Below are 19,007 nucleotides of genomic sequence, written 5' to 3' on the forward strand. Positions count from 1 at the left end.
CCTCGGGCCGGATGGCCATCCGGCCCGAGGCTCAATCGCTTCCATCGCACATAATCATCTCGTGCAGATACAAGGGGCAGCGCTAACTTTGCTGGCTACAGCTCGCCCTCATACGTCAGTTGCGCCTGCGTCAGCGCCCGATCCAGCCTTTCGCCCTCGGCATATCCAGCCAGATTCTGCGGCCGCTCCACACCGGGCAGCAGCCTCGGACACGGCTCGGCGGCGCCGACCACCATCCGCACCGGGATGACGCCGGCCCACACCGGATGCCCGTAATCCTCCTCGTCGTCGCCGACGCCCTTGGCGCGCACTTTGGCCGATGCCTCCTCGATGCGCATGCCGATCACCGTCGTCGCCTTGGCCTCCTGCACCGAGATCGGCCGCAGGGTCTCGCTCCGGCCGGGGTAGAAGCGGTCGACGACGCCGGCCAGCGCCTTCAGTTTCTCATCAGGCTCATCGATGATCCGCGCCGTGCCGAAACACATCGCCGAGCGGTAATTGGCGGAATGGTTGAAGCCCGAGCGCGCCAGCACCAGCCCGTCGAGATGCGACACCGTCAGACACGCCGGCGTGCCGCCGCGCAGATTGCGCAGCATGCGGCTGGCCGACGAGCCGTGCCAGTAGAGCATGTCGTCCTCGCGCCAGTGGATGGTCGGCGTGCAATAGGGCTGGCCGTCGAACGTATAGGCGACATGGCACAGCAGCCCGGCATCCAGCACCGCGAAGACTGCCGCATGGTCGTAGCTGCCGCGCTCGTGCAGGCGCTTGACGCGGTTGCGGCTGGTGGTCGGAAAGCTGGCTGGCGTGTCGTTCACAGCTTGCATCCTTGGTTGTTGTCTGCCAACCATGCGCCATGACATTGGTTGATAAAAGAGCCAATCCGATGAAGAAAAACCAGACCAATTTGCCGGATTGGTCGGCGCTGATCCCGGTCCTCCCGGGCGACGGCCCGCGCAGCCGCGAGCTTTATGCGGCGCTCAGGCGGCTGATCGAGACCGGCGCGCTGGCCGCCGGGGCCAAATTGCCGACCACCCGGGATCTCGCACAGCGCTTCGGACTATCGCGTTCGGCGGCGGTTGCCTGTTTTGAAATGCTGGTCTCGGAAGGCTTCGCCGTCGCCAGGATCGGTGCCGGAACCTTCGTCGCGCCTGACGTGCCGCATCTGCCGACAACACTGGTCAAGCCACGGCCACCCGAGATCGATGCCGCCACCTCGCTGCCTTGCGGCCTTGGCGTGGCGGTGTCCGATCCGCGCACGCTTAATTTGTTTCGCATCCTTCTGTCGCGCCACCTCGCTCGCCCCGGGCCGGAGCATTTCCGCTATGGCGATCCGCGCGGCGGCCTGCCGCTGCGCACGGCAATTGCCACCTATCTCAGGACCGCACGCGGCGTGCGCTGCGATGCCGGCCAGATCGTGCTGACTTCGGGCACGCAGCAGGGGCTGGATCTTCTGGTGCGCGCCGCGCTCAGCCCCGGCGATGCCGTCTGGATCGAAAACCCCTGCTATCCCATGGCGCAGGCCGTGCTGGCCGGCAGCGGCGCCAGGGTTTTTGGGGTACCGGTCGACGCGGAAGGGCTCGATCCCGAGATCGGCGAAAGCCTGTGCTCCAAGGCGCGCGCGGCCTATGTCACGCCCTCGCATCAATATCCGCTCGGCGTGACGATGACGATGCGCCGCCGTCTCGCTTTGCTCGACTGGGCTCGGCGCAACGATGCCTGGATCATCGAGGACGACTACGACAGCGAGTTCCGCTATGCCGGCCCACCGCTGACCTCGCTGCAAGGCATGGACGGTTCAGGCCGTGTCGCCTATCTCGGCACCTTCTCGAAAATCCTCTTCCCCGGCCTGCGCATCGGCTATGTCGTGGTGCCCGAAGCGCTGCTCGATGCCGTGATGGCGGTCAGGGCGCGCTCCGACCGCTTCCCCTCGACGCTGGCCGAAGGCGCGCTGACCGACCTGTTGAACGAGGGCCATTTCGCCGCGCATCTCAGGCGCGTGCGCCGCCGGGTGCAAGCCGCGCGCGACATGCTGGTCGCCGGCCTCGAGGCGCATTGCGGCGATGCCCTCGAAGTAACCGTGCCCGAACAAGGGCTGCACTTGATGGCGACGCTGAAGGACGCCGGGCCGGACACAGCGATCGTCGAGGCGGCGAAGGCGGCGGGTGTCGGCGCCAGGGCCTTGTCCTCCATGTTCATCGGTGGCCCGCCCCGGCAAGGCCTGGTGCTGGGTTTTTCGGGGTTTTCGGATGAGGAATTGATGGGGGCGACGGTGCGACTGGGCGGGGTGATGGGATATTGAGTGACAATGGGCAAGCACAGCGCTGCCCCTCATCCGCCTACCGGCACCTTCTCCCCGTATAGTGACGGGGAGAAGGGAGCTGCCGCGATCCTGGTGCCTTTGCCTGTGGGGATTGGCGAAAGCGCCGATGCCAGCGTCTTTCTCCCCGTCACTATACGGGGAGAAATGTCCGGCAGGACAATGAGGGGCGGCGCAACCCTCTGAGGTTCAATCCGCATCACCTGCAGGCCCGGCCTTGCCGCACTGCGCCAGCACCTTGCCGATGGCCGCGCTCGACCCCTTCAGCGGAAAGCTGATCTCGCTATATTTGGCTGAACTGACCGACACATCGCCCTTCCCACGCAACAGGTCCAGCAACGGATCGGCTTTCGCCAGATTGACCACGAAGTAGTTGTACATCGCCTCCAGCTGCAGCGTCTTCGTTACCGTCTTGCCGTCGGCCTGGAACGCGAACGAACCGCTGATGCCAGGCTCCAGCTGCTGGCCGGTGGCGCCGAGATCGTAGCTCAGCACCGGTGTGTCGAAACAGGTGAGCATCAGATGCGCATCGCCTTTCGGCCCGCCGCAGACCGAGGCGGTCAGTACACTGCCGCCCTCGTCTTCCTCCATCTTCGCACTCCAGCCGCTGCATGACGCGGCAAACACCGGCTGCGCGGCCTGCAGGACCGCTACCGCACCGGCGACGACGAGATATCCAGCTCTCATGACTTCCCCCCAATTGACTCCCTCTAGGGCATTTGCAGCACCAGCAGGCATTCTATAGGAAAAGCTGTCCTGTGGCATTGCCTGTTGCGGCGATGTCGCCCGGTCTGATTTTGCGGAGAGCGGCGTTGAAAGCCTGTGTTCGTCTGTGTTTTCTGTTGGCCGCCCTGCTAGCCTTGCCGCTCACCGCCCATGCCGAGTGGAAGCCGGTCGAGAAAATCGAGCCCTACGCGATCTCGGGCCGGTCCGGCGCCGAACTCTACCGGTCGATCGGCGAGAAAGGGCCAAAGCTCGGCATTGCCCGCGCCATCGCCTACACCAATTTCAAGCTGACTTGGGGGTTAAGGGACTACAAGCCCAGGGGCAAGGACTGCGTGCTGACGGCCGGGCGGCCGAAGCTGATCGTCACCTACACCTTGCCAAAACCCTCCGGCTCCCTGCCGCCCGCCGTCCAGAAGAACTGGGAAACTTTCATCGCCGGCGTCGCCGCCCATGAGAAGGTGCATGGCGCCAGCATGGTCCAGATGGTCCACGACATCCAAGCCGCGACGAACGGCCTGACCGTCGCCGACGATCCCAACTGCAGCAAGACCAGGGCCGAGGTGGTCAAGCGGCTTGACGCGATCTCGAAGGCGCGGGTGCTGGCAAGCCGCGGTTTCGACCGCGTCGAATTCGGCGATGGCGGCAATTTACAGAAACTGGTTTTCTCGCTCGTGACCGGCCCCTGACTGGAGCGGACCGTAGTCCGAAGTTGACGGCAGTGCTATCTTCGACCGCTGGCGCCGGCCGCTTCGCCCAGCTCACCGCGTTTCAGCGCTCGCCCTCAGCTCCGCCCGCTTCTCGTCCGAGACGACGGCCAGATCCAGCACCTTCTGCAATTCGGCGGCATGGCGGAAGGACGGTTCGGCTTGCACGCCGGTTCGCACCGCGTCAATGAAACGCTGGTAGTTGGTCGGCACCGTGCCGGCGTCGAGCTCTTCCCATATGGCGTTCTCGACGTTTTCGCCGATGCAGGCCTTGAGCGCCGAGCCGTCGAGATTATGCACCACTTCGATGCCGCCTTTCTCGCCATAGATGCGCAGGCGCAGCTCGTTGAGATGGCCAGTCGCCCAGCGGCTGGCATGCACCACGCCGAAGGCGCCGTTGGAGAAATCCAGTGTCATGGCGAAGCTGTCATTGGCGTCTAGCCCGTAGTCGCCGATGCGGTTGCCGGGCGCCTTGTCGAAGGCGCGCAGCCGGCAGAAGACATGGTCGATGTCGACGGCTGCGCCATAGCTGGCGAAATCGAGGATGTGGATGCCGACATCACCGAGCACGCCATTCGAACCGTGCCCGCGCGACAGGCGCCACAGCCATTTCGGATCGGTGCGCCAGTCGCCCCAGAATTTCGACACCAGCCAGCTTTGCAGGTAGGACGCCTCGACATGCCTGACGGTGCCGATCTCGCCCGCCTGCACCATCTGGCGGGCCCTTTGCAGCGCCGCCACATTGCGATAGGTGAGGTTCACCATGTTGACGATGCCGGCGGCCTCGGCGGCGTCGGCCATCTCGGTCGCCTTGCCATAGTTTTCGGCCAGTGGCTTCTCGCACAGCACCGGCTTGCCGGCGGCGATCAGCGCCATGGTGGTCGGGTGGTGGATGCGGTCCGGCGTGACATTGGCCACCGCGTCGAACTTACCCCATGTCAGCGCCTCCTCCAGCGCGGTAAAGCGGTTGGGAATGTCAAAACTGTCGGCGAACTCGCCGACCCGTGCCGGATCGACATCGACCGCGCCGACAATGTCGACGCCGTCGATGGCGGTGAAGCGCCGCGCATGTTCCTGCGCCATCCAGCCGGTGCCGAGTATCAAAAGCCGCATTCTTTGCTCCTTGGGGTGAGATGCCGGGATCCCCTCCCGGCCGACGCCCTCAAATAGCGCGTATGATGCCGCCGTCGACCCGGATGTTCTGGCCGGTGATGTAGCCGGCGCCTTCGGACGCCAGGAAGGCGATGGTCGCGGCGATTTCTTCCGAGGTGCCGTAGCGCTGCATCGGCACACTGTCGCGGCGTTCTTCTGTGGCCGGCAGGCTGTCGATCCAGCCGGGCAGCACGTTGTTCATGCGCACATTGTCGGCGGCGTAGGTGTTGGCGAAGATCTTGGTGTAGGCGGCAAGCCCGGCACGGAACACCGCGGACGTCGGGAACATCGGGCTCGGCTCTACCACCCAGGCGGTCGAGATGTTGATGATGGCGCCGCCCTTCTGCTTGACCATCTGCGGCGCCACGATGCGCACCGGACGGATGACGTTCAGCAGATAGACATCCATGCCGGTGTGCCATTGCTCGTCGGTGATTTCGAGGATCGGCGCGCGCGGCCCGTGGCCGCCGCTGTTGACCAGCACGTCGATGCGGCCAAAACGTTCGAGCGTCAGGTCGACGAGACGCTGCAGATCTTCATTGGATTGGTTGGAGCCGGTGACGCCCAGCCCGCCCAATTCCCCAGCCAGCGCCTCGCCCTTTCCGGACGACGAAAGAATGGCGACCTTGAAGCCGTCCGCCGCCAGCCGCTTGGCCGCCGCCGCACCCATGCCGCTGCCGCCGGCCACCACCACAGCTACTTTTTCTACACTCATCGGATTTTCCTCTCAGGGTTTGCGGGCACCGCAAGCGGTGTTTTCTGGAGCTGAGCGTTGATATAGCTGGTTTTCCCCGCTGGTTCGAACCAGAATGCCTGAAATCAACCTGTAGAAAAACTCCTGCATGCCCGAAGCCTTCCTCAGCCTGCCGCCGTTGAATGCGCTGCGCGCCTTCGAAGCCTCGGCGCGTCATCTCAACTTCCGCATCGCCGCCGAAGAGCTCAATGTCACGCAAGGGGCGGTCGCCCGGCACATTCGCGGGCTGGAAGCCGATCTCGGCACAAAGCTGTTCGAGCGGCTGCCGCGCGGCCTGGCGCTGACCGATGAGGGCCGCGCCTATGTCCCCAATATCCGCCGCGCCTTCGACCTGATCTCGGAGGCGACGCTGCTGCTTCGTCCCGAGCCGGCGCGGCTGACGATCAGCGTGACGCCGAGCTTCGCTACCAAATGGCTGATCCCGAGATTGCACGACTTCGTCGCGCACAACCCTCTGGTCGATTTGCGCGTGCTGGCCAGCGAGAGCCTATCGAGCTTTCAAGCCGATGGCGTCGACATCGCGGTCAGGCAAGGCCGCCCGCCCTTCGGCGCTGGGCTGATCGTCGACCTGCTGTTTCCCCAGCAGATCGTCGCCGTCTGCAGCCCGGCCTTGCTGCCGGAAGGTGTTGCTGAAATCGCAGCCTCCGAAATCCAGCACCATGTGCTGCTGCACGATGCCCACAATCTGTGGCCGGAATTCATGGAGAAAGCGGTCGGCCTGAAGATGACGACCGAATTGAAACGGATGCGCTTCAACCAGACGGGCCTGGCCATCGACGCGGCCGTCGCCGGCCAGGGCATTGCGCTGGCCAGCCGCTTCCTCGTAGCCGCTGATCTCGCCACGGGCCGCCTGGTTCAGTCCGTCAGCGGCGAAATGCGCGGCACGCAGGATTTTTATGTCGTGATGCCGAGAAAACAGCGCCACCCCGAGCCGACGCAAGCCGTGCGGCAATGGTTGCTGGATGCGGGAGAAAGGCCGCTGCTCTAGATCGGCAGCAAGGCGTCGGGCTTCACATTGGCGATCGAAGCGTAGGTGTGTGTCTCCCGCACCCCGGGCAGCGGCAGGATGACGCGCTGCAGGAAATCCTGGAACATCGCCATGTCGGCGATGCGCGCCTTGACCAGATAGTCGAAGCCGCCGACCACCATGTGGCATTCGATGATCTCGGGCGCCCGCAGAACCGCCTCGGCGAAGCGGTCGAACACATGCGGCGCCGTGTGGTCGAGCCGCACCTCGATGAAGACGAGCTGCGCCTGCCCGATCCGAGCAGGATCGAGCACCGCGCGCACGGCGCGGATGAAGCCTTCGGCGAACAGCCGCTTGACGCGCTGCGTCGCCCCGGTCGGCGACAGACCGACCCGGCGCGCCAGATCGAGCGTCGTGCGGCGGCCGTCCTCCTGCAACAAACGCAGCAGCGAGCGGTCGATACGGTCGATATCGTCCATTTCAGGATTCACACTTTTTGACCAGAACAAACGTGATAATCACGCAAAAATAGCAAAAGCAGTATATTTCATCACGCTCCCGGACCGCAATACCGTTGCCGTGCAACCGACAACGAAAGCGGATCCCATGACATCAGCGATATCGACCTCCCGCAGCGCCCAGGTCAAGGGTGACATGCCCGTACTCATCCTGAGCGAGGCCGAGGTGAAAACCTGCATCGACCTGCGCCAGCTTCTCGACGTGCTCGCCGGCGGCTTCAAGGCCTTGTCCGGCGGCAAGGTGGTCAATCCGGCACGGCCGCAGCTCGACATTCCGCAGGCCGGCTATTCGCTGGCGATGTCGGCATGGATGGCGGGCATGCATCTGACGGTGAAGATCGTCAACGTCTTCGAGGGCAACATCGCCAAAGGCATCCCCAGCCACCTCGCCACCATCCATCTGTTCGACCCGCAGACGGGCATGCCGGTCTGCGTCATGGACGGCACCTACATCACCGCCGTGCGCACCTCCGGCTCGGCCGTGCTTTCGGTGCGTGAACTCGCCCGCCGCGACGCCAAGGTCGCGACGGTGGTCGGCGCCGGTGTGCAGGCCGGCCAGCATCTGCATCTTTTGCCGCTGGTGCGCGATTTCGCCGAAATCCGCGTTGTCTCCAAGGAATTTTCAGATGCGCAAGCACTTGCCGCGCAACATCCGGGTGTCGTTGCCGTCGCCGATATCGAGGCCGCGGTGCGTTCGTCCGACGTCGTCTGCCTGGCAACGCATTCCTATGCGCCGGTGATCTCGGCCGAATGGGTGCGGCCGGGCACCCATGTCTCGTCGGTAGGCGTCGCCCCGCCGGGCGGCGAATTGCCGGTCGAGCTTGTCGGCCGGGCCAGCCTGTTCGTCGAGACCAGGGATGCCTTTGCCCCGACGCCGGTCGGCTCTTGCGAACTGGCGGGCATTGATCCGAAAGCCGGAATCGAGCTCGGCGACATGCTGCTCGGGCGGCGGCCGGGACGGGTCAGCGCCGATCAGGTCACCGTCTACAAGGCCATGGGCGTCGCCATGGAAGACATGGTGGCCGCCGATCTCGCCTACCGCGAGGCGGTTCGGCGGGGAATGGGACGTGTAGTTGCGCTGTAGCGGAGCCGCTCAATTGTTGGAGCCAGCGCCGCCCGTCGATAGGATCGTCCTTCTCCCCGTTTACGGGGAGAAGATGGCGGCAGCCAGATGAGGGGCGGCACCAACGTGGAGGGTTGGGACCAGCCCCTACCCGTCCACAGTCTCCAGCACGCTCAGCAGCGCGCCCTCCATGTCAGGCTCGTCGCCGGAGCAGACGCAGAGCATCTCGGCGTCGCCCTCGCCCACCGACAGATAGGCGTGACCCATGGTGGAATCGATATAGACGCTGTCGCCCTGTTTCAGCCGCACCGGCGCGTACTGGTCGGTGTGCAGCTCGATCTCGCCCTTGAGCACGATCAAAAATTCCTCGCCGGCATGCCTGGTCAGCGGGCCGAATTCCTGCGGCGTGCGGGCGCGTGCATAGGCGTGGATCGGCACCATGCGCTTGCGCACCAGATCGGTGGCCAGATAGCGGTAATCGTAGTTGCGGGTCAGCTGGCGCAGCGTGTTGGACTGAGAGGTCACCGAGCGGCGGGTGCGCGCAGACGGCTGCTTGCGGTCGCCGCTCAGCAGCTCGGTGACATGGATGCCCAGCCCCTCGCAGATCTGCAGCAGCTTGTCGTAACTCAATGACATCTGGTCGTTCTCGACCTTGGACAGCGTCGACACCGCGACGCCGGTCAGCGTGCTGACCTCCTGCAAGGTCCAGCCATGCGTCTTCCTCAAGCCGCGCAGACAATCACCGAGGTTCGGTTGCTCCGACATCGTCAGCTCCTGGCGCGGCCACCGGGCCGCTTCTTCACCCTAGGTAGTCCAACTCCCTGCCGCCATCAACAACGCTAAAAATTTTCTTATACGCTAAATATTGACTGGATACGAAATTATTTCTACCCCTAGGACATGCAGTCCAAGTCTCTCCAAAAAATCGTCGTCATCGGCGGCGGCATTGCCGGCCTTTCGCTGGCGGCGGCCGTGCAATCCTGGGCCGAGATCACCGTGCTCGAGCGCGAGCCGCATCTCGGCTACCACGCCAGCGGCCGCTCCGCGGCGCTGTTTTCCGAAACCTATGGCAATGCGCTGGTGCGGGCGCTGTCGCTGGCCAGCCGACAGGCGATCATCAATGGCGGCTTCGCCGCCCACCGGCGCGGCGCGCTGCACGTCGGCGGTGTCGAAGACAGTGCAGCCGTCGACCGCATGGCGGCCGAGATGCAGGCGCTGGTGCCGAGCGTACGGCGCCTGTCAGCAGCAGAAGTCACCGCGCTGGTGCCGGTCATCGCCACGGCAACCACCTGCGGCGGCGTGCATGAACCCGGCGCGCTCGATGTCGACACGGGAAAGATGCTTGCAGCTTCAGCCTCCGCGCTCAAGGCCGGCGGCGGCGTGATCCGCACCGGCGAGGAAGTGCTGGAGATTTCCCGCGTCGCAAATGGCTTCAGCGTCACCACCAATGCCGGCGCCTACCAGGCCGACATCGTCGTCGACGCCGCTGGCGCCTGGGTCGATGTCGTCGCCGGGCTGGCCGGTCTCTCCGGTCTCGGCTTCCGGCCGAAGCGCCGCACCGCCTTCCTTTTCGATCCGCCCGCCGGCACCGACATCAGCGCCTGGCCGCTGGTGGTCGATTTGCATGAACAATTCTACTTCAAGCCCGATGCCGGCAGGCTGATCGGCTCGCTGGCCGACGAGACCGATTCCGAACCCTGCGACGCCTATCCGGAAGACATCGACGTCGCCATCGCCGTCGACCGCATCGAACAGGCGACGTCGCTGCGCATCGGCCGTCCGTCGACGCCATGGGCGGGCCTGCGCACCTTTTCGCCCGACCGCACGCCGGTCATCGGTTTCGACCCGCGCCTGCCCGGCTTCTTCTGGCTCGGCGGCCAGGGCGGCTACGGCTTCCAGGTGTCGCTGACGCTGGCGCGGCTGGGTGCGGCGCTGCTGCGCGGCCAGCCGCTGCCGGACGATCTCACGGCACGCGGTATCACCTCCGCCGCGCTTGCGCCCGACCGTTTCATCACCCCGGCGGCGACGCCATGAACTTCACCGGCCTGCCCTTCCCTCAACCCGTAAAGTGTCATCAGGAGCGTTTGCGATGAAATCCGTTCTGCGCGCAGTCCTTAGCTCGTCCTTGCTGGCCTCGTCCGTCCTTCTTGGCGGACAGGCCTACGCCAAAACCCTGGTCTATTGCTCGGAAGCCAATCCCGAAACCTTCAACCCGGCGATCGGCACGGCGGACTCCACCATGGATGCCGCCGCCAAGACGATCTTCAACCGGCTGGTCGAGTTCAAGCCTGGCACCACCGAGGTCGGGCCGGCGCTGGCCGAAAGCTGGGAGGTCTCAGCCGACGGCAAGATCTACACGTTCCACCTACGCCACGGCGTGAAATTCCAGTCGAACGACCACTTTTCACCGTCGCGCGAGTTCAATGCCGACGACGTGCTGTACACCTTCAACCGCCAGCGCGACGCCAGCAATCCCTACCACAAGTTCGGCGGCGGCGCTTACGAGTACTTCAACGCACTGGGCATGGGCTCGCTGATCGACAAGATCGACAAGGTCGACGACCACACCGTGCGCTTCACGCTGACGGCGGCCAACGTCACCTTCCTGCCCGGCATTGCGCTCGACTATCTCTCTATCCTGTCGTTGGAGCAGACCGAAAAGATGGTCGCCGCCGGCACGCCGGAACTGATCGATAGCGAGCCCGTCGGCACCGGCCCGTTCGTGCTGCAGGCCTATGTGCCCGACAGCCAGATCCGCTACGCCGCCAACAAGGATTACTGGCGCGGCGCGCCGAAGATCGACACGCTGGTGTTCGCCGTCACGCCCGAACCGACCACGCGCGTCGAGCGTCTTAAGGCCAATGAGTGCCAGGTCGCCGCCCCGCCGCCGCCAAGCGCCGTCGCCGATTTGCGCACCGATCCCGACATCACCGTGCTCGACCTCAAGGGCCAGAACATCGGCATTCTCGGCTTCAATGTCGAACATCAGCCGCTCGGCGATGTGCGCGTGCGCATGGCGCTGGCCAAGGCCGTCGACCGCAAGGCGATCGTCGACGCCGTCTATGCCGGCGCCGGCACGGTCGCCGGCAGCGTCGTGCCGCCGGCGCAGATCGGCGCCGTCACCGATGCCGGCATCGACTATGACCCGGATGGCGCGAAGGCGCTGCTGAAGGAAGCCGGCCACGAGAGCGACCTGAAAATCAGCCTGTGGGCGATGCCGGTATCGCGGCCCTACAATCCCAATGCCAAGCGCATGGCCGAGATGATCCAGGCCGACTGGGCGAAAGTCGGCGTCAAGGCCGAGATCGTCAGCTTTGAATGGGGCGAATATCTCAAGCGCACCGCGGCGGGCGAACAGGACGCCTATCTGCTCGGCGGCAGCAGCGACAATGGCGACCCCGACAACATGCTGAGCTACCTGCTGTCCTGCGACGGCGTGAAGGGCGGCTCCAACCGCTCGCGCTGGTGCGATCCGGCCTTCGAGAAGCTGCTGCAGGACGGCCGCGTCGCCGCCGATCCGAAACAGCGCGCCGACATCTACGCCAGGGCGCAAGCGATCCTGAAGGTCGAGGTGCCGGTGGCGCCGATCGCCCATTCGGTGGTGGCGATCCCGATCCGCAAGAGCGTGCTCAACTACGTGCTCGACCCCTTCGGCCGGCAGAACTTTGCCGCGGTCGATATGACGGAGTGAAGCTTGGCGACCCTGCCCTCGGGCTCGGCCCGAGGGCGCACCGACATGAATAAAACCAGCAATTTGGCGGCGAAAGCAGAATCCATGCGTGAAGACCTGAACGCCCTCCTCAAGACCTATCTCACCGATGGCGCGGTGGGCGCCTCGCTCGCCTACTCGACAGGCGCCGCACCAACCGCCCTCACTGCCGGCCTCGCCGACCGGGAGCATGGCATTGCCGTCTCGCCCGACCGCCTGTTCAAGATCGGCAGTTGCACCAAGACCTTCGTCGCCGCCGCATTGGTCAAGCTCGCTCAGGACGGCAAGCTCGACCTCGGCGCGCCGATCGCCTCCTGGTTTCCCGACCTCCCGGGAGCAGAAGACATTTCGGTGCGCCAGCTGATCAACCACCGCAGCGGCCTGCCCGAGTTCGAATATTACATTCCGATGGATCCGAGCCGGCAATGGACGCCACAACAGCTGGTCGACATAGCCTTCGTTTCCGACAAGCAGAAGGCGCCGGGCTGGCCCGCCGTCTACAACAACACCGGCTATGTGCTGGCCGGCATGGTGATCGAGGCTGTCACCGGCCAGTCGCTGGGCGGCTATGTCAGAAGCGCGGTGCTGCAGCCGCTCGGCCTGACAAACACCTGGTCGCCGGCCACCGAGGCCTTTCCGGAGAAATCGATGGTACGCGGCTATTACCACCGGCCGCCGCCGGCGGCGAATGCGCCCGCCGATATCGCCTCGGGCGGCGAGATGTGGCGCATGGACGGCGTGCTGCCCTATTCCGACGACTTGCAGGATTCTTCCGATTCCTTCCCGTTCGGCGCTGCCTATGGCTGTGGCGACATGGTGTCGACGCCGTCCGACATGGTGGGTTTCATGCGCGGCCTGTTTTCCGGAAAGCTGCTGTCGCCGCCGTTCTTCGCCGAGATGTTCGAACACCGCGTCCCGGCAAGTTTCCCTGGCACACGCATGCGCGAAACCGGCGCCGGCATGTTCCAGAGCGCCTACGCCGATCGCGCCTTCTACGGCCACCAGGGCAGCATCCCCGGCTACGTCGCCGTGATGCTGCACGACCCGCTGTCCGGCCTGACCATCGCCATGACCAGCAATGTCGGCTCCGGCAACCGGCTGTCCTTCCAGGCCAGTGGCCTCCATCCGGTGGTCGATAAGGCGATCAGGATCATTCTGGAAAACTAGCCGCGAAAGATCGCCACGGCGGCAGCGATGATCGCCGCGTTGTCCTTCGCCACAGTTCCATCGGCGAGCGTATTGCCGTCTTCCAGACCGACCCGTGTCGACCAGCGCTTGCGATGCGCAACCTTGACGAAGGGCCAGACAGTTGCATCGACGCCATGCAGCAGGATCGGCCGCCGTACCCCGGCGCGCTCGAGCACGGCGACGATGCCATGCGCTTCGTCGAGTGCAGCGGACAGGTCCGGGATGTCGATCTCGATCAGAATGCGCAGCACCTGGTCGTGGCCGGGAAGCGCTACGAAGCGCTCGGCATCGGCGACGACGGCAAGCCCCGCCTCGATGCCGACACCACGCTGGCGCAGCAGTTCCATCACGGCGGGCGCATCCGGTTCGGACAGGTTGACCGAAGCATAGTCGGGCAGGTCTCGCCAGCCGGCGATCGCCGTGCGGGTCCGCTCGACGTCGTTCTCGATCCAGGCGCCGGTCGACACGCCGACCAGTGTTCCCGGGCAGGTCCGGCGCACCGCCAGCACGGTGGCGTCGACGGCTGCCAGGCTTTCGCGCCCGTCAGTGCCGCGCGGATGGATGTGCAGTTCGGCCGCTCCAGCGGCGACGCAGGCTGCCGCATCGCTGGCCATTGCCTCGGCAGTCAGCGGCAGCTTCGGGTGGAAATCGCGCACGCGCGCGCCGTTGATGCAGGCCTGGACGATCATCGGTCTCACCTTGCGCAGGAAGTTGACAGTCTAATCACGCGGCGGTGAAGCCGCCAATCTCCCCCGTGTGGGGGAGATCTTCAATCTCATCAAGCGTGCAGGCTGCGAAACAGATCGAAAATCTGATTGTTCAGGTCGGCAGGACAGCGCCCCCCTTTATCCTGCCGGACATCTCCCCCACGGGGGGAGATTGGCAGCATCAACGCCGCGCGCCTCCCCGCAACATTCGGCGGCATTTGAATAAAAGCCGCTTGTGGATATTTACCCGGCGTTCCCTCGTCTCCGGCAAGGTCTTCTAGGGCGGGATCATGGAGGGACCATTGACCAGCGATTTTTCAGCCGCCCGCATCCACCTCGAACGAGCCTATCATTATCTGCAAGGCAACGACGAGACGAGTCGCGCGGCCTGTGAAGCGCTCGATCTGTTGATCGAAGCGGTGACGGAAGCGCAGCACAGGCGACCCGAGGCTGGAGTGCTGGAGTTTCCGCAATCGACGGCGCGGCGAACCGGATAGAATGCGGCGAGTTTCAGGTCAGTTCGGCCTGGCCTGAAACTCGCCGCACCCGGATCACGATGCCTTGCGGGCCGTCGCTCCCTTGGTCGCACGCGCGACAATTCGTTCCAGCGGCTCTGGCCGGTGCAGCAAAAATCCCTGGCCGAAGGCGACGCCCATGTCGCTCAACATGGCCAGCGTGTCCTGCTGTTCGATCTTCTCGCCGACCACGTCACAGCCGAGGCTGCGGGCGATGCTGGTGATGGCCAGCACGATCTCGCGGTCGAAACGGCTTTGCGTGATGTGTTCGATGAAGGAACCGTCGATCTTGATCGTGTCGACGGGGAACCGCCGGAGATATTCGAACGAGCTCATACCGGCGCCGAAATCATCGAGGCTGACCCGGCAGCGCCGCTCGCGCGCCTTGCGCACAAACTGTTCGGCGGCGTCGAAATTGGTGACGGCGGCGGTTTCGGTGATCTCGAAGCCGATGCCCGAATGCGGCGCCCCGGTTTCTTCTATGACGTTGTCCACGAAGTCCCAAAGCTGCGGGTCGCTCAGCGTCTGCGCCGACAGATTGAAGCCAAGCGTCAACACCCCCGAACGCAAGGCGGCACCATGCCGCGACAGCGCGGTGCGGATGATCCAGCGGTCGAGCCGCGACGCTATGCCGAACCGCTCGGCCACCGGAATGAACTCGCCGGGTGGCACCAGCCGGCCGTTGCGGGCGGCGAGCCTGGCCAACACTTCGACATGGCGGCTTTCCAGCCAGGGACGGCCCAGCCGATGGATTTCCTGGCCAAACAGCTTCAGCCTTCCGTCTTCCATGGCATCGACCGTATCGGCGACGACGCGCGCCGCGTTGAGGCCACCCGAACCCGATGCCGTATCGGTGGAGAAGACGGCAAATCGGTTCCGCCCGGCGGCCTTGGCCGCGTAGCAGGCGTCGTCGGCGCAGGCCAGCGCGTCGGCCACCGTCGTGTTGGCGTCATCGACGAAAGCGATGCCGATTGAGGCCGCCAGCTTGCGCGACGTGGCCGTCGATCCTAGTTCGGCATCGCGAACCGCGGCAAGTACCGCATCGGCCAGCCTCCCGGCCTGCGCCGTATCGCAATTGGGCATCAGCAGCGCGAACTCGTCACCGCCCAGGCGCGCGGCATGCGCCGTCGGGGGAAGGCAGCCCAGAATGCCTAGGGCAACGCTTTTCAGTGCCAGGTCGCCGGCCGCGTGGCCGGCAAAATCGTTGAGCGCCTTGAAGTAGTCGAGATCGACGTAGAACACGGAAAGCGGCAGCAACTGCGGGGCCACGATGTGATCGGCCAGCAGCCGGTCGAACGCGGCGCGGTTCAAGAGACCGGTGAGCGCGTCATGGCGGGCCGCATAGGCAAGCTCCTGCTCGCGCTGCTTGTCTTCGGTGATGTCGCGCACCGTGCCCAGGATCTGCCCCGCCAGCCGGCGGTCCGGGATCTGCGGGTCGGCAATGAAACGCAGCAGGGATTCTATGTGCCGGACCTCTCCGTCGCGCCGAACGATGCGGTATTGCACGGCGGTGACCTTGTCCGTTTCGAGCGGCACCAGATGCGCGCGCGACGCGGCCTCCTTATCGTCCGGATGCAGATAGCCGAACCAGTGGTCGCGCTCGACTTCGGCGGTGTCGGAGACAAGCCCGAAAATCTCCCTGGTGCGTTCGTCCCAATAGCTTTTGCCGGTGGCGAGGTCGTGGTGCCAGATGCCGGTACCGCTGGCGGCGAGCGCCAGGCGGAAGCGCACATTGACCTGCTCGAGTTCGGCTTCGGCCGCCTTCTGCTTGGAGATGTCGGTCTGCACACCCATCAGCCTGAGCGGCTTTCCCATCGCGTCGCGCTCGACGGCGCCGCCGCGATCGAGCACCCACACCCAGTGTCCCTGCTTGTGCTTCAGCCGCAATTCGGTCTCGATGGCGTCAGTCAGGCCGGCAATGTGGCGGTCGCCGCTGGCCAGCGCCCGCTCGCGGTCGTCGGGATGGGTCAGTTGCAGCCACAGGTCGCTGGTGTTGGCAAGTTCGCTCTCATCATAGCCAAGCATCCGCGCCCAGGTCGCGGAATAGAAGCAGTCGCCGGTCACAAGATCCCAGTCCCAGACGCCGAGATGGGCGCGCTCCAGGGCCTTGGCCCAGAACGTTCCATTGCGACTTTTCTTGCCCTGACGCGCCATCGTCTGCTTCGCCTGCTCCACCGCGGCGCAATCTGCGGCAAACCAGAGAACAAACAGTTACCGCGGCGGGCGGGCTGCTTTGTCGGCTCCTCACCTGCCGCGTCTGCTCTTCGATTGGCCGGCAAGAACCGGAGTTTCGCATCGGCCGGATCTTCCTAGTGATGGCTCCAGATCATCGGCCAATCCGATGATCCCATGCAGAGACAAGAGGACCTCCCAATGACCAAGCAAGAAGACAACAAGGCCGTCGTCGTCAGATGGTTCACCGACTTCTGGGGTGAAAGCTGCGACCTGTCCGTCGTCGACGACATCGCGGCACCCGACATGCTGCTGAAATACTCGCTGCACGAGCCGCGCCGCGGCCGCGACGACATCAAGGCCTTCATGAGCGGCTTCCGCGCCGCCTTCCCGGATCTCAACTTCTGGGCCACCGCCGACCTGATTGCCGAGGGCGACTATGTCGTCGGCCAGTGGGAGGGCGGCGGCACGCATACCGGCCCGGCCTTCAGCGACTTCCTCGCCGGTTCGCTGCCGGCCGCCACCAGCCGCACCATGCGCTTCACCGGCACCACGGCGCTGAAGGTGGTCGACGGCAGGATCGTCGAGGAGATCGGCCTCGATGACGGCGTCACCGCCCTCACCCAGCTCGGTCTGATCAAGGCCGCTTGATTCGAAAGGAGCCATCGCCATCCGGGCGATGGCCCACCTTCAACGGATCGGATGCTTCGATCGGATAGTGCTTGTCCTCATAAGCCTCGATCAAAGTTGCGAGAACGTCAAAGCGGTCACCATCGAGAGAGCCGACCTCCGGCTCATTGCCGAAATATTTGGTGATTTCGGCAATTGCCCAATCGTAATCGGCTTCGTCCTTAATGGGTCGAATGTTTTCCATCACACCTTTTCCGGATCAATCTTGTCATACTCTTTGTGCGTCCCGACGAACAGGCCTGCACCCTCCTGACAGTTGGCAGGAAACGGGTGGCGAGGCCGGCTTTTGGCGGCTTCAATGCGGCCATGTTCATCACTCTGGCGAAAAATCTGAAATCCGCGCCGCTGCCGGTTGCCGACGATCCGCGCTGGGCGCGCATCGTTGCGCGCGACAAGTCGGCCGACGGCGCATTCTGGTATTCGGTGGCGACGACCGGCGTCTATTGCCGGCCTTCCTGCCCGTCTCGGCGCGCCAATCCGAAAAATGTGCAGTTGCACGACACGCTCGATCAGGCCAAGGCCACCGGCTTTCGCCCGTGCCGGCGCTGCGACCCGGATGGCCCGTCGCTCGAGGCCGGCAACGCGGCGATGGTCGCCGCTGCCTGCCGCAGGATCGAGCAGAGCCAGGAAGAACCGTCGCTGGCTGAGCTGGCTGATGCTGCCGGCCGCAGCGCCGGTTATTTCCATCGTATCTTCAAGGCGGCCACCGGGCTGACGCCGAAGGACTATGCCGCCGCGCACCGCGCCGCCAGGGTCCGCCAGGGCCTGGAAGACGGCGCCAGCGTGACGACGGCGATTTACGATGCCGGTTTCAACTCAAGCGGACGTTTTTACGAGAAATCCACTGGCATGCTCGGCATGACGCCGACGCGCTATCGCGCCGGCGGCGCCGATGAAGAGATCCGCTTCGCCGTCGGCGAGACCTCGCTCGGCACCATCCTGGTCGCGTCCAGTCAAAAGGGCGTCGCCTCGATCCTGCTCGGCGACGATCCCGACGCGCTGGTGCGCGATCTGCAGGACCGTTTCCCCAGAGCACGGCTGATCGGCGGCGACCGCGATTATGAGGCGCTGGTCGCCCGCGTCGTCGGTTTCGTCGAAGTTCCGGCGCTCGGTCTCGATTTGCCGCTCGACGTGCGCGGCACCGCCTTCCAGCAGCGTGTCTGGCAGGCTTTACAAGACATCCCCGTCGGCCGCACGGTTTCCTATGCCGAGATCGCGCAGCGCATCGGCGCGCCGAAGGCAACCCGTGCCATCGCCGCCGCCTGCGCCGCAAACAATCTTGCCGTCGCCATCCCCTGCCACCGCGTGATCCGCAGGGATGGCGCCCTGTCCGGCTACGCCTGGGGCGCTGAGCGCAAACGTGCACTGCTCGACCGCGAGGCGGACGGGTCGAACGCACCCGGCAGCGCTTACCGATCCGCGCGGAGATGACGGCCAAGCATGCGCGCGATGGCAAGATCTCACGACAGCGTCACCGATGGGACAGCCCGCACCACCGCCGCCGGCAACCGCGCCCAAGAGGCGAAGTCCCAGGTCATGGCCGCCATCGGCGGGCTGGTCGATGAGGGTAAGGCTGAGTGGAACCACACCGCAACCGGCGACATCGAGCTGCGCCTGCTGAGCGGTGAAGTGTTCGTGCTCGGCGAGGTGTCGGTCACGCGTGTCGAATGAGCACCATCAGCGCTCTACGGCGCCCCCCTCTGTCCTGCCGGACATCTCCCCCACAAGGAGGGAGATTGGCAGTTCCGGCGCCGGCTCTCGTCCTGCAACGTTGGAGATTGGAGAAGGCCGTGATGACAGCCAATCTCCCCACCCGTGGGGGAGA

Annotated in this window: 20 protein-coding genes; 11 read left to right on the forward strand and 9 right to left on the reverse strand. The window is 65.0% G+C overall.

Annotated features, from left to right (window positions below; translation table 11 throughout):
• Window positions 1-95: 95 nt before the first annotated feature.
• A complete protein-coding gene (locus NKJ67_RS31435; protein WP_189367975.1) occupies window positions 96-848 on the reverse strand; it encodes a pyridoxamine 5'-phosphate oxidase family protein in 753 nt (250 codons plus the stop codon).
• A gap of 35 nt (window positions 849-883) precedes the next feature.
• Between NKJ67_RS31435 and pdxR the strand changes: the two genes are divergently transcribed.
• Window positions 884-2,299 carry a MocR-like pyridoxine biosynthesis transcription factor PdxR gene (pdxR, locus tag NKJ67_RS31440; protein WP_352585181.1) on the forward strand — a complete coding sequence of 472 codons (1,416 nt, stop codon included), beginning with the start codon at window positions 884-886 and terminating at the stop codon, window positions 2,297-2,299.
• 207 nt (window positions 2,300-2,506) lie between these two features.
• Here the strand turns inward: pdxR and NKJ67_RS31445 are convergent, their stop codons facing one another.
• Complete coding sequence (locus NKJ67_RS31445; RefSeq protein ID WP_352585183.1) at window positions 2,507-3,004, reverse strand: hypothetical protein; 498 nt, start codon at window positions 3,002-3,004, stop codon at window positions 2,507-2,509.
• 92 nt (window positions 3,005-3,096) lie between these two features.
• Here NKJ67_RS31445 and NKJ67_RS31450 point away from each other — a divergent pair, with 92 nt between their 5' ends.
• Entirely contained in the window at window positions 3,097-3,729 is a 633-nt protein-coding gene (locus NKJ67_RS31450) for a DUF922 domain-containing Zn-dependent protease (protein ID WP_502905254.1), read from the forward strand.
• 72 nt (window positions 3,730-3,801) lie between these two features.
• On the opposite strand, the gene NKJ67_RS31455 is transcribed toward NKJ67_RS31450, so the two are convergent.
• On the reverse strand, window positions 3,802-4,860 hold the full coding sequence (locus NKJ67_RS31455) for a Gfo/Idh/MocA family protein (protein ID WP_352585187.1): 1,059 nt from the start codon (window positions 4,858-4,860) through the stop codon (window positions 3,802-3,804).
• A 49-nt stretch (window positions 4,861-4,909) separates the two neighbouring features.
• Window positions 4,910-5,614 (reverse strand): SDR family oxidoreductase, encoded by a 705-nt coding sequence (locus NKJ67_RS31460; protein WP_023813851.1) that lies wholly within the window; start codon window positions 5,612-5,614, stop codon window positions 4,910-4,912.
• 127 nt (window positions 5,615-5,741) lie between these two features.
• On the opposite strand from NKJ67_RS31460, the gene NKJ67_RS31465 reads away from it, so the two are divergent.
• Window positions 5,742-6,641 carry a LysR substrate-binding domain-containing protein gene (locus NKJ67_RS31465; protein ID WP_352585189.1) on the forward strand — a complete coding sequence of 300 codons (900 nt, stop codon included), beginning with the start codon at window positions 5,742-5,744 and terminating at the stop codon, window positions 6,639-6,641.
• Here the strand turns inward: NKJ67_RS31465 and NKJ67_RS31470 are convergent.
• On the reverse strand, window positions 6,638-7,099 hold the full coding sequence (locus NKJ67_RS31470; protein ID WP_352585191.1) for an Lrp/AsnC ligand binding domain-containing protein: 462 nt from the start codon (window positions 7,097-7,099) through the stop codon (window positions 6,638-6,640). The two genes, NKJ67_RS31465 and NKJ67_RS31470, sit on opposite strands and share 4 nt — an antisense overlap.
• A gap of 127 nt (window positions 7,100-7,226) precedes the next feature.
• On the opposite strand from NKJ67_RS31470, the gene NKJ67_RS31475 reads away from it, so the two are divergent.
• Window positions 7,227-8,222 (forward strand): ornithine cyclodeaminase family protein, encoded by a 996-nt coding sequence (locus NKJ67_RS31475; RefSeq protein WP_352585193.1) that lies wholly within the window; start codon window positions 7,227-7,229, stop codon window positions 8,220-8,222.
• A 126-nt stretch (window positions 8,223-8,348) separates the two neighbouring features.
• Here the strand turns inward: NKJ67_RS31475 and NKJ67_RS31480 are convergent, their stop codons facing one another.
• Window positions 8,349-8,966: a helix-turn-helix domain-containing protein gene (locus NKJ67_RS31480; protein WP_352585195.1), complete on the reverse strand. Its 618-nt coding sequence runs from the start codon at window positions 8,964-8,966 to the stop codon at window positions 8,349-8,351.
• A 135-nt stretch (window positions 8,967-9,101) separates the two neighbouring features.
• Here NKJ67_RS31480 and NKJ67_RS31485 point away from each other — a divergent pair, with 135 nt between their 5' ends.
• The 3 genes from NKJ67_RS31485 (at window position 9,102) to NKJ67_RS31495 (ending at window position 13,077) form a co-directional block, all read left to right on the forward strand.
• Window positions 9,102-10,235, forward strand: a complete 1,134-nt coding sequence (locus tag NKJ67_RS31485; RefSeq protein ID WP_352585197.1) for an NAD(P)/FAD-dependent oxidoreductase — start codon at window positions 9,102-9,104, stop codon at window positions 10,233-10,235.
• A gap of 55 nt (window positions 10,236-10,290) precedes the next feature.
• Complete coding sequence (locus NKJ67_RS31490) at window positions 10,291-11,892, forward strand: ABC transporter substrate-binding protein (protein ID WP_352585199.1); 1,602 nt, start codon at window positions 10,291-10,293, stop codon at window positions 11,890-11,892.
• Between the two features lie 84 nt (window positions 11,893-11,976).
• Window positions 11,977-13,077 (forward strand): serine hydrolase domain-containing protein, encoded by a 1,101-nt coding sequence (locus NKJ67_RS31495; protein ID WP_352585201.1) that lies wholly within the window; start codon window positions 11,977-11,979, stop codon window positions 13,075-13,077.
• Here the strand turns inward: NKJ67_RS31495 and NKJ67_RS31500 are convergent.
• On the reverse strand, window positions 13,074-13,787 hold the full coding sequence (locus tag NKJ67_RS31500) for a 3-keto-5-aminohexanoate cleavage protein (protein ID WP_127269269.1): 714 nt from the start codon (window positions 13,785-13,787) through the stop codon (window positions 13,074-13,076). The two genes, NKJ67_RS31495 and NKJ67_RS31500, sit on opposite strands and share 4 nt — an antisense overlap.
• A 320-nt stretch (window positions 13,788-14,107) precedes the next feature.
• On the opposite strand from NKJ67_RS31500, the gene NKJ67_RS31505 reads away from it, so the two are divergent.
• Window positions 14,108-14,302 (forward strand): hypothetical protein, encoded by a 195-nt coding sequence (locus NKJ67_RS31505; RefSeq protein ID WP_164748793.1) that lies wholly within the window; start codon window positions 14,108-14,110, stop codon window positions 14,300-14,302.
• 54 nt (window positions 14,303-14,356) lie between these two features.
• Here NKJ67_RS31505 and NKJ67_RS31510 read toward each other — a convergent pair whose 3' ends face one another.
• Window positions 14,357-16,474: an EAL domain-containing protein gene (locus NKJ67_RS31510; RefSeq protein ID WP_352585204.1), complete on the reverse strand. Its 2,118-nt coding sequence runs from the start codon at window positions 16,472-16,474 to the stop codon at window positions 14,357-14,359.
• A 219-nt stretch (window positions 16,475-16,693) separates the two neighbouring features.
• Here NKJ67_RS31510 and NKJ67_RS31515 point away from each other — a divergent pair, with 219 nt between their 5' ends.
• The gene (locus NKJ67_RS31515) at window positions 16,694-17,143 is read left to right on the forward strand and encodes an ester cyclase (RefSeq protein WP_352585206.1); all 450 of its coding nucleotides are present in this window, start codon (window positions 16,694-16,696) and stop codon (window positions 17,141-17,143) included.
• Here the strand turns inward: NKJ67_RS31515 and NKJ67_RS31520 are convergent.
• A complete protein-coding gene (locus NKJ67_RS31520) occupies window positions 17,130-17,366 on the reverse strand; it encodes a helix-turn-helix domain-containing protein (protein ID WP_352585208.1) in 237 nt (78 codons plus the stop codon). The two genes, NKJ67_RS31515 and NKJ67_RS31520, sit on opposite strands and share 14 nt — an antisense overlap.
• A 122-nt stretch (window positions 17,367-17,488) precedes the next feature.
• Between NKJ67_RS31520 and ada the strand changes: the two genes are divergently transcribed.
• On the forward strand, window positions 17,489-18,613 hold the full coding sequence (gene ada / locus NKJ67_RS31525) for a bifunctional DNA-binding transcriptional regulator/O6-methylguanine-DNA methyltransferase Ada (RefSeq protein WP_352585262.1): 1,125 nt from the start codon (window positions 17,489-17,491) through the stop codon (window positions 18,611-18,613).
• Window positions 18,614-18,631: 18 nt separating this feature from the next.
• On the forward strand, window positions 18,632-18,853 hold the full coding sequence (locus NKJ67_RS31530) for a hypothetical protein (RefSeq protein WP_352585210.1): 222 nt from the start codon (window positions 18,632-18,634) through the stop codon (window positions 18,851-18,853).
• Window positions 18,854-19,007: the final 154 nt, after the last annotated feature.

It is taken from the genome of Mesorhizobium sp. M0088, assembly GCF_040322895.1.
GTDB lineage: Bacteria > Pseudomonadota > Alphaproteobacteria > Rhizobiales > Rhizobiaceae > Mesorhizobium.

Coding starts and splice junctions, on each gene's coding strand:
- NKJ67_RS31435 (WP_189367975.1), bottom strand. CDS start 848: ATGGTTGGCAGACAACAACCAAGGATGCAAGCTGTGAACGACACGCCA.
- pdxR (WP_352585181.1), top strand. CDS start 884: ATGAAGAAAAACCAGACCAATTTGCCGGATTGGTCGGCGCTGATCCCG.
- NKJ67_RS31445 (WP_352585183.1), bottom strand. CDS start 3,004: ATGAGAGCTGGATATCTCGTCGTCGCCGGTGCGGTAGCGGTCCTGCAG.
- NKJ67_RS31450 (WP_502905254.1), top strand. CDS start 3,097: ATGTCGCCCGGTCTGATTTTGCGGAGAGCGGCGTTGAAAGCCTGTGTT.
- NKJ67_RS31455 (WP_352585187.1), bottom strand. CDS start 4,860: ATGCGGCTTTTGATACTCGGCACCGGCTGGATGGCGCAGGAACATGCG.
- NKJ67_RS31460 (WP_023813851.1), bottom strand. CDS start 5,614: ATGAGTGTAGAAAAAGTAGCTGTGGTGGTGGCCGGCGGCAGCGGCATG.
- NKJ67_RS31465 (WP_352585189.1), top strand. CDS start 5,742: ATGCCCGAAGCCTTCCTCAGCCTGCCGCCGTTGAATGCGCTGCGCGCC.
- NKJ67_RS31470 (WP_352585191.1), bottom strand. CDS start 7,099: ATGGACGATATCGACCGTATCGACCGCTCGCTGCTGCGTTTGTTGCAG.
- NKJ67_RS31475 (WP_352585193.1), top strand. CDS start 7,227: ATGACATCAGCGATATCGACCTCCCGCAGCGCCCAGGTCAAGGGTGAC.
- NKJ67_RS31480 (WP_352585195.1), bottom strand. CDS start 8,966: ATGTCGGAGCAACCGAACCTCGGTGATTGTCTGCGCGGCTTGAGGAAG.
- NKJ67_RS31485 (WP_352585197.1), top strand. CDS start 9,102: ATGCAGTCCAAGTCTCTCCAAAAAATCGTCGTCATCGGCGGCGGCATT.
- NKJ67_RS31490 (WP_352585199.1), top strand. CDS start 10,291: ATGAAATCCGTTCTGCGCGCAGTCCTTAGCTCGTCCTTGCTGGCCTCG.
- NKJ67_RS31495 (WP_352585201.1), top strand. CDS start 11,977: ATGCGTGAAGACCTGAACGCCCTCCTCAAGACCTATCTCACCGATGGC.
- NKJ67_RS31500 (WP_127269269.1), bottom strand. CDS start 13,787: ATGATCGTCCAGGCCTGCATCAACGGCGCGCGCGTGCGCGATTTCCAC.
- NKJ67_RS31510 (WP_352585204.1), bottom strand. CDS start 16,474: ATGGCGCGTCAGGGCAAGAAAAGTCGCAATGGAACGTTCTGGGCCAAG.
- NKJ67_RS31515 (WP_352585206.1), top strand. CDS start 16,694: ATGACCAAGCAAGAAGACAACAAGGCCGTCGTCGTCAGATGGTTCACC.
- NKJ67_RS31520 (WP_352585208.1), bottom strand. CDS start 17,366: ATGGAAAACATTCGACCCATTAAGGACGAAGCCGATTACGATTGGGCA.
- ada (WP_352585262.1), top strand. CDS start 17,489: ATGTTCATCACTCTGGCGAAAAATCTGAAATCCGCGCCGCTGCCGGTT.
- NKJ67_RS31530 (WP_352585210.1), top strand. CDS start 18,632: ATGGCAAGATCTCACGACAGCGTCACCGATGGGACAGCCCGCACCACC.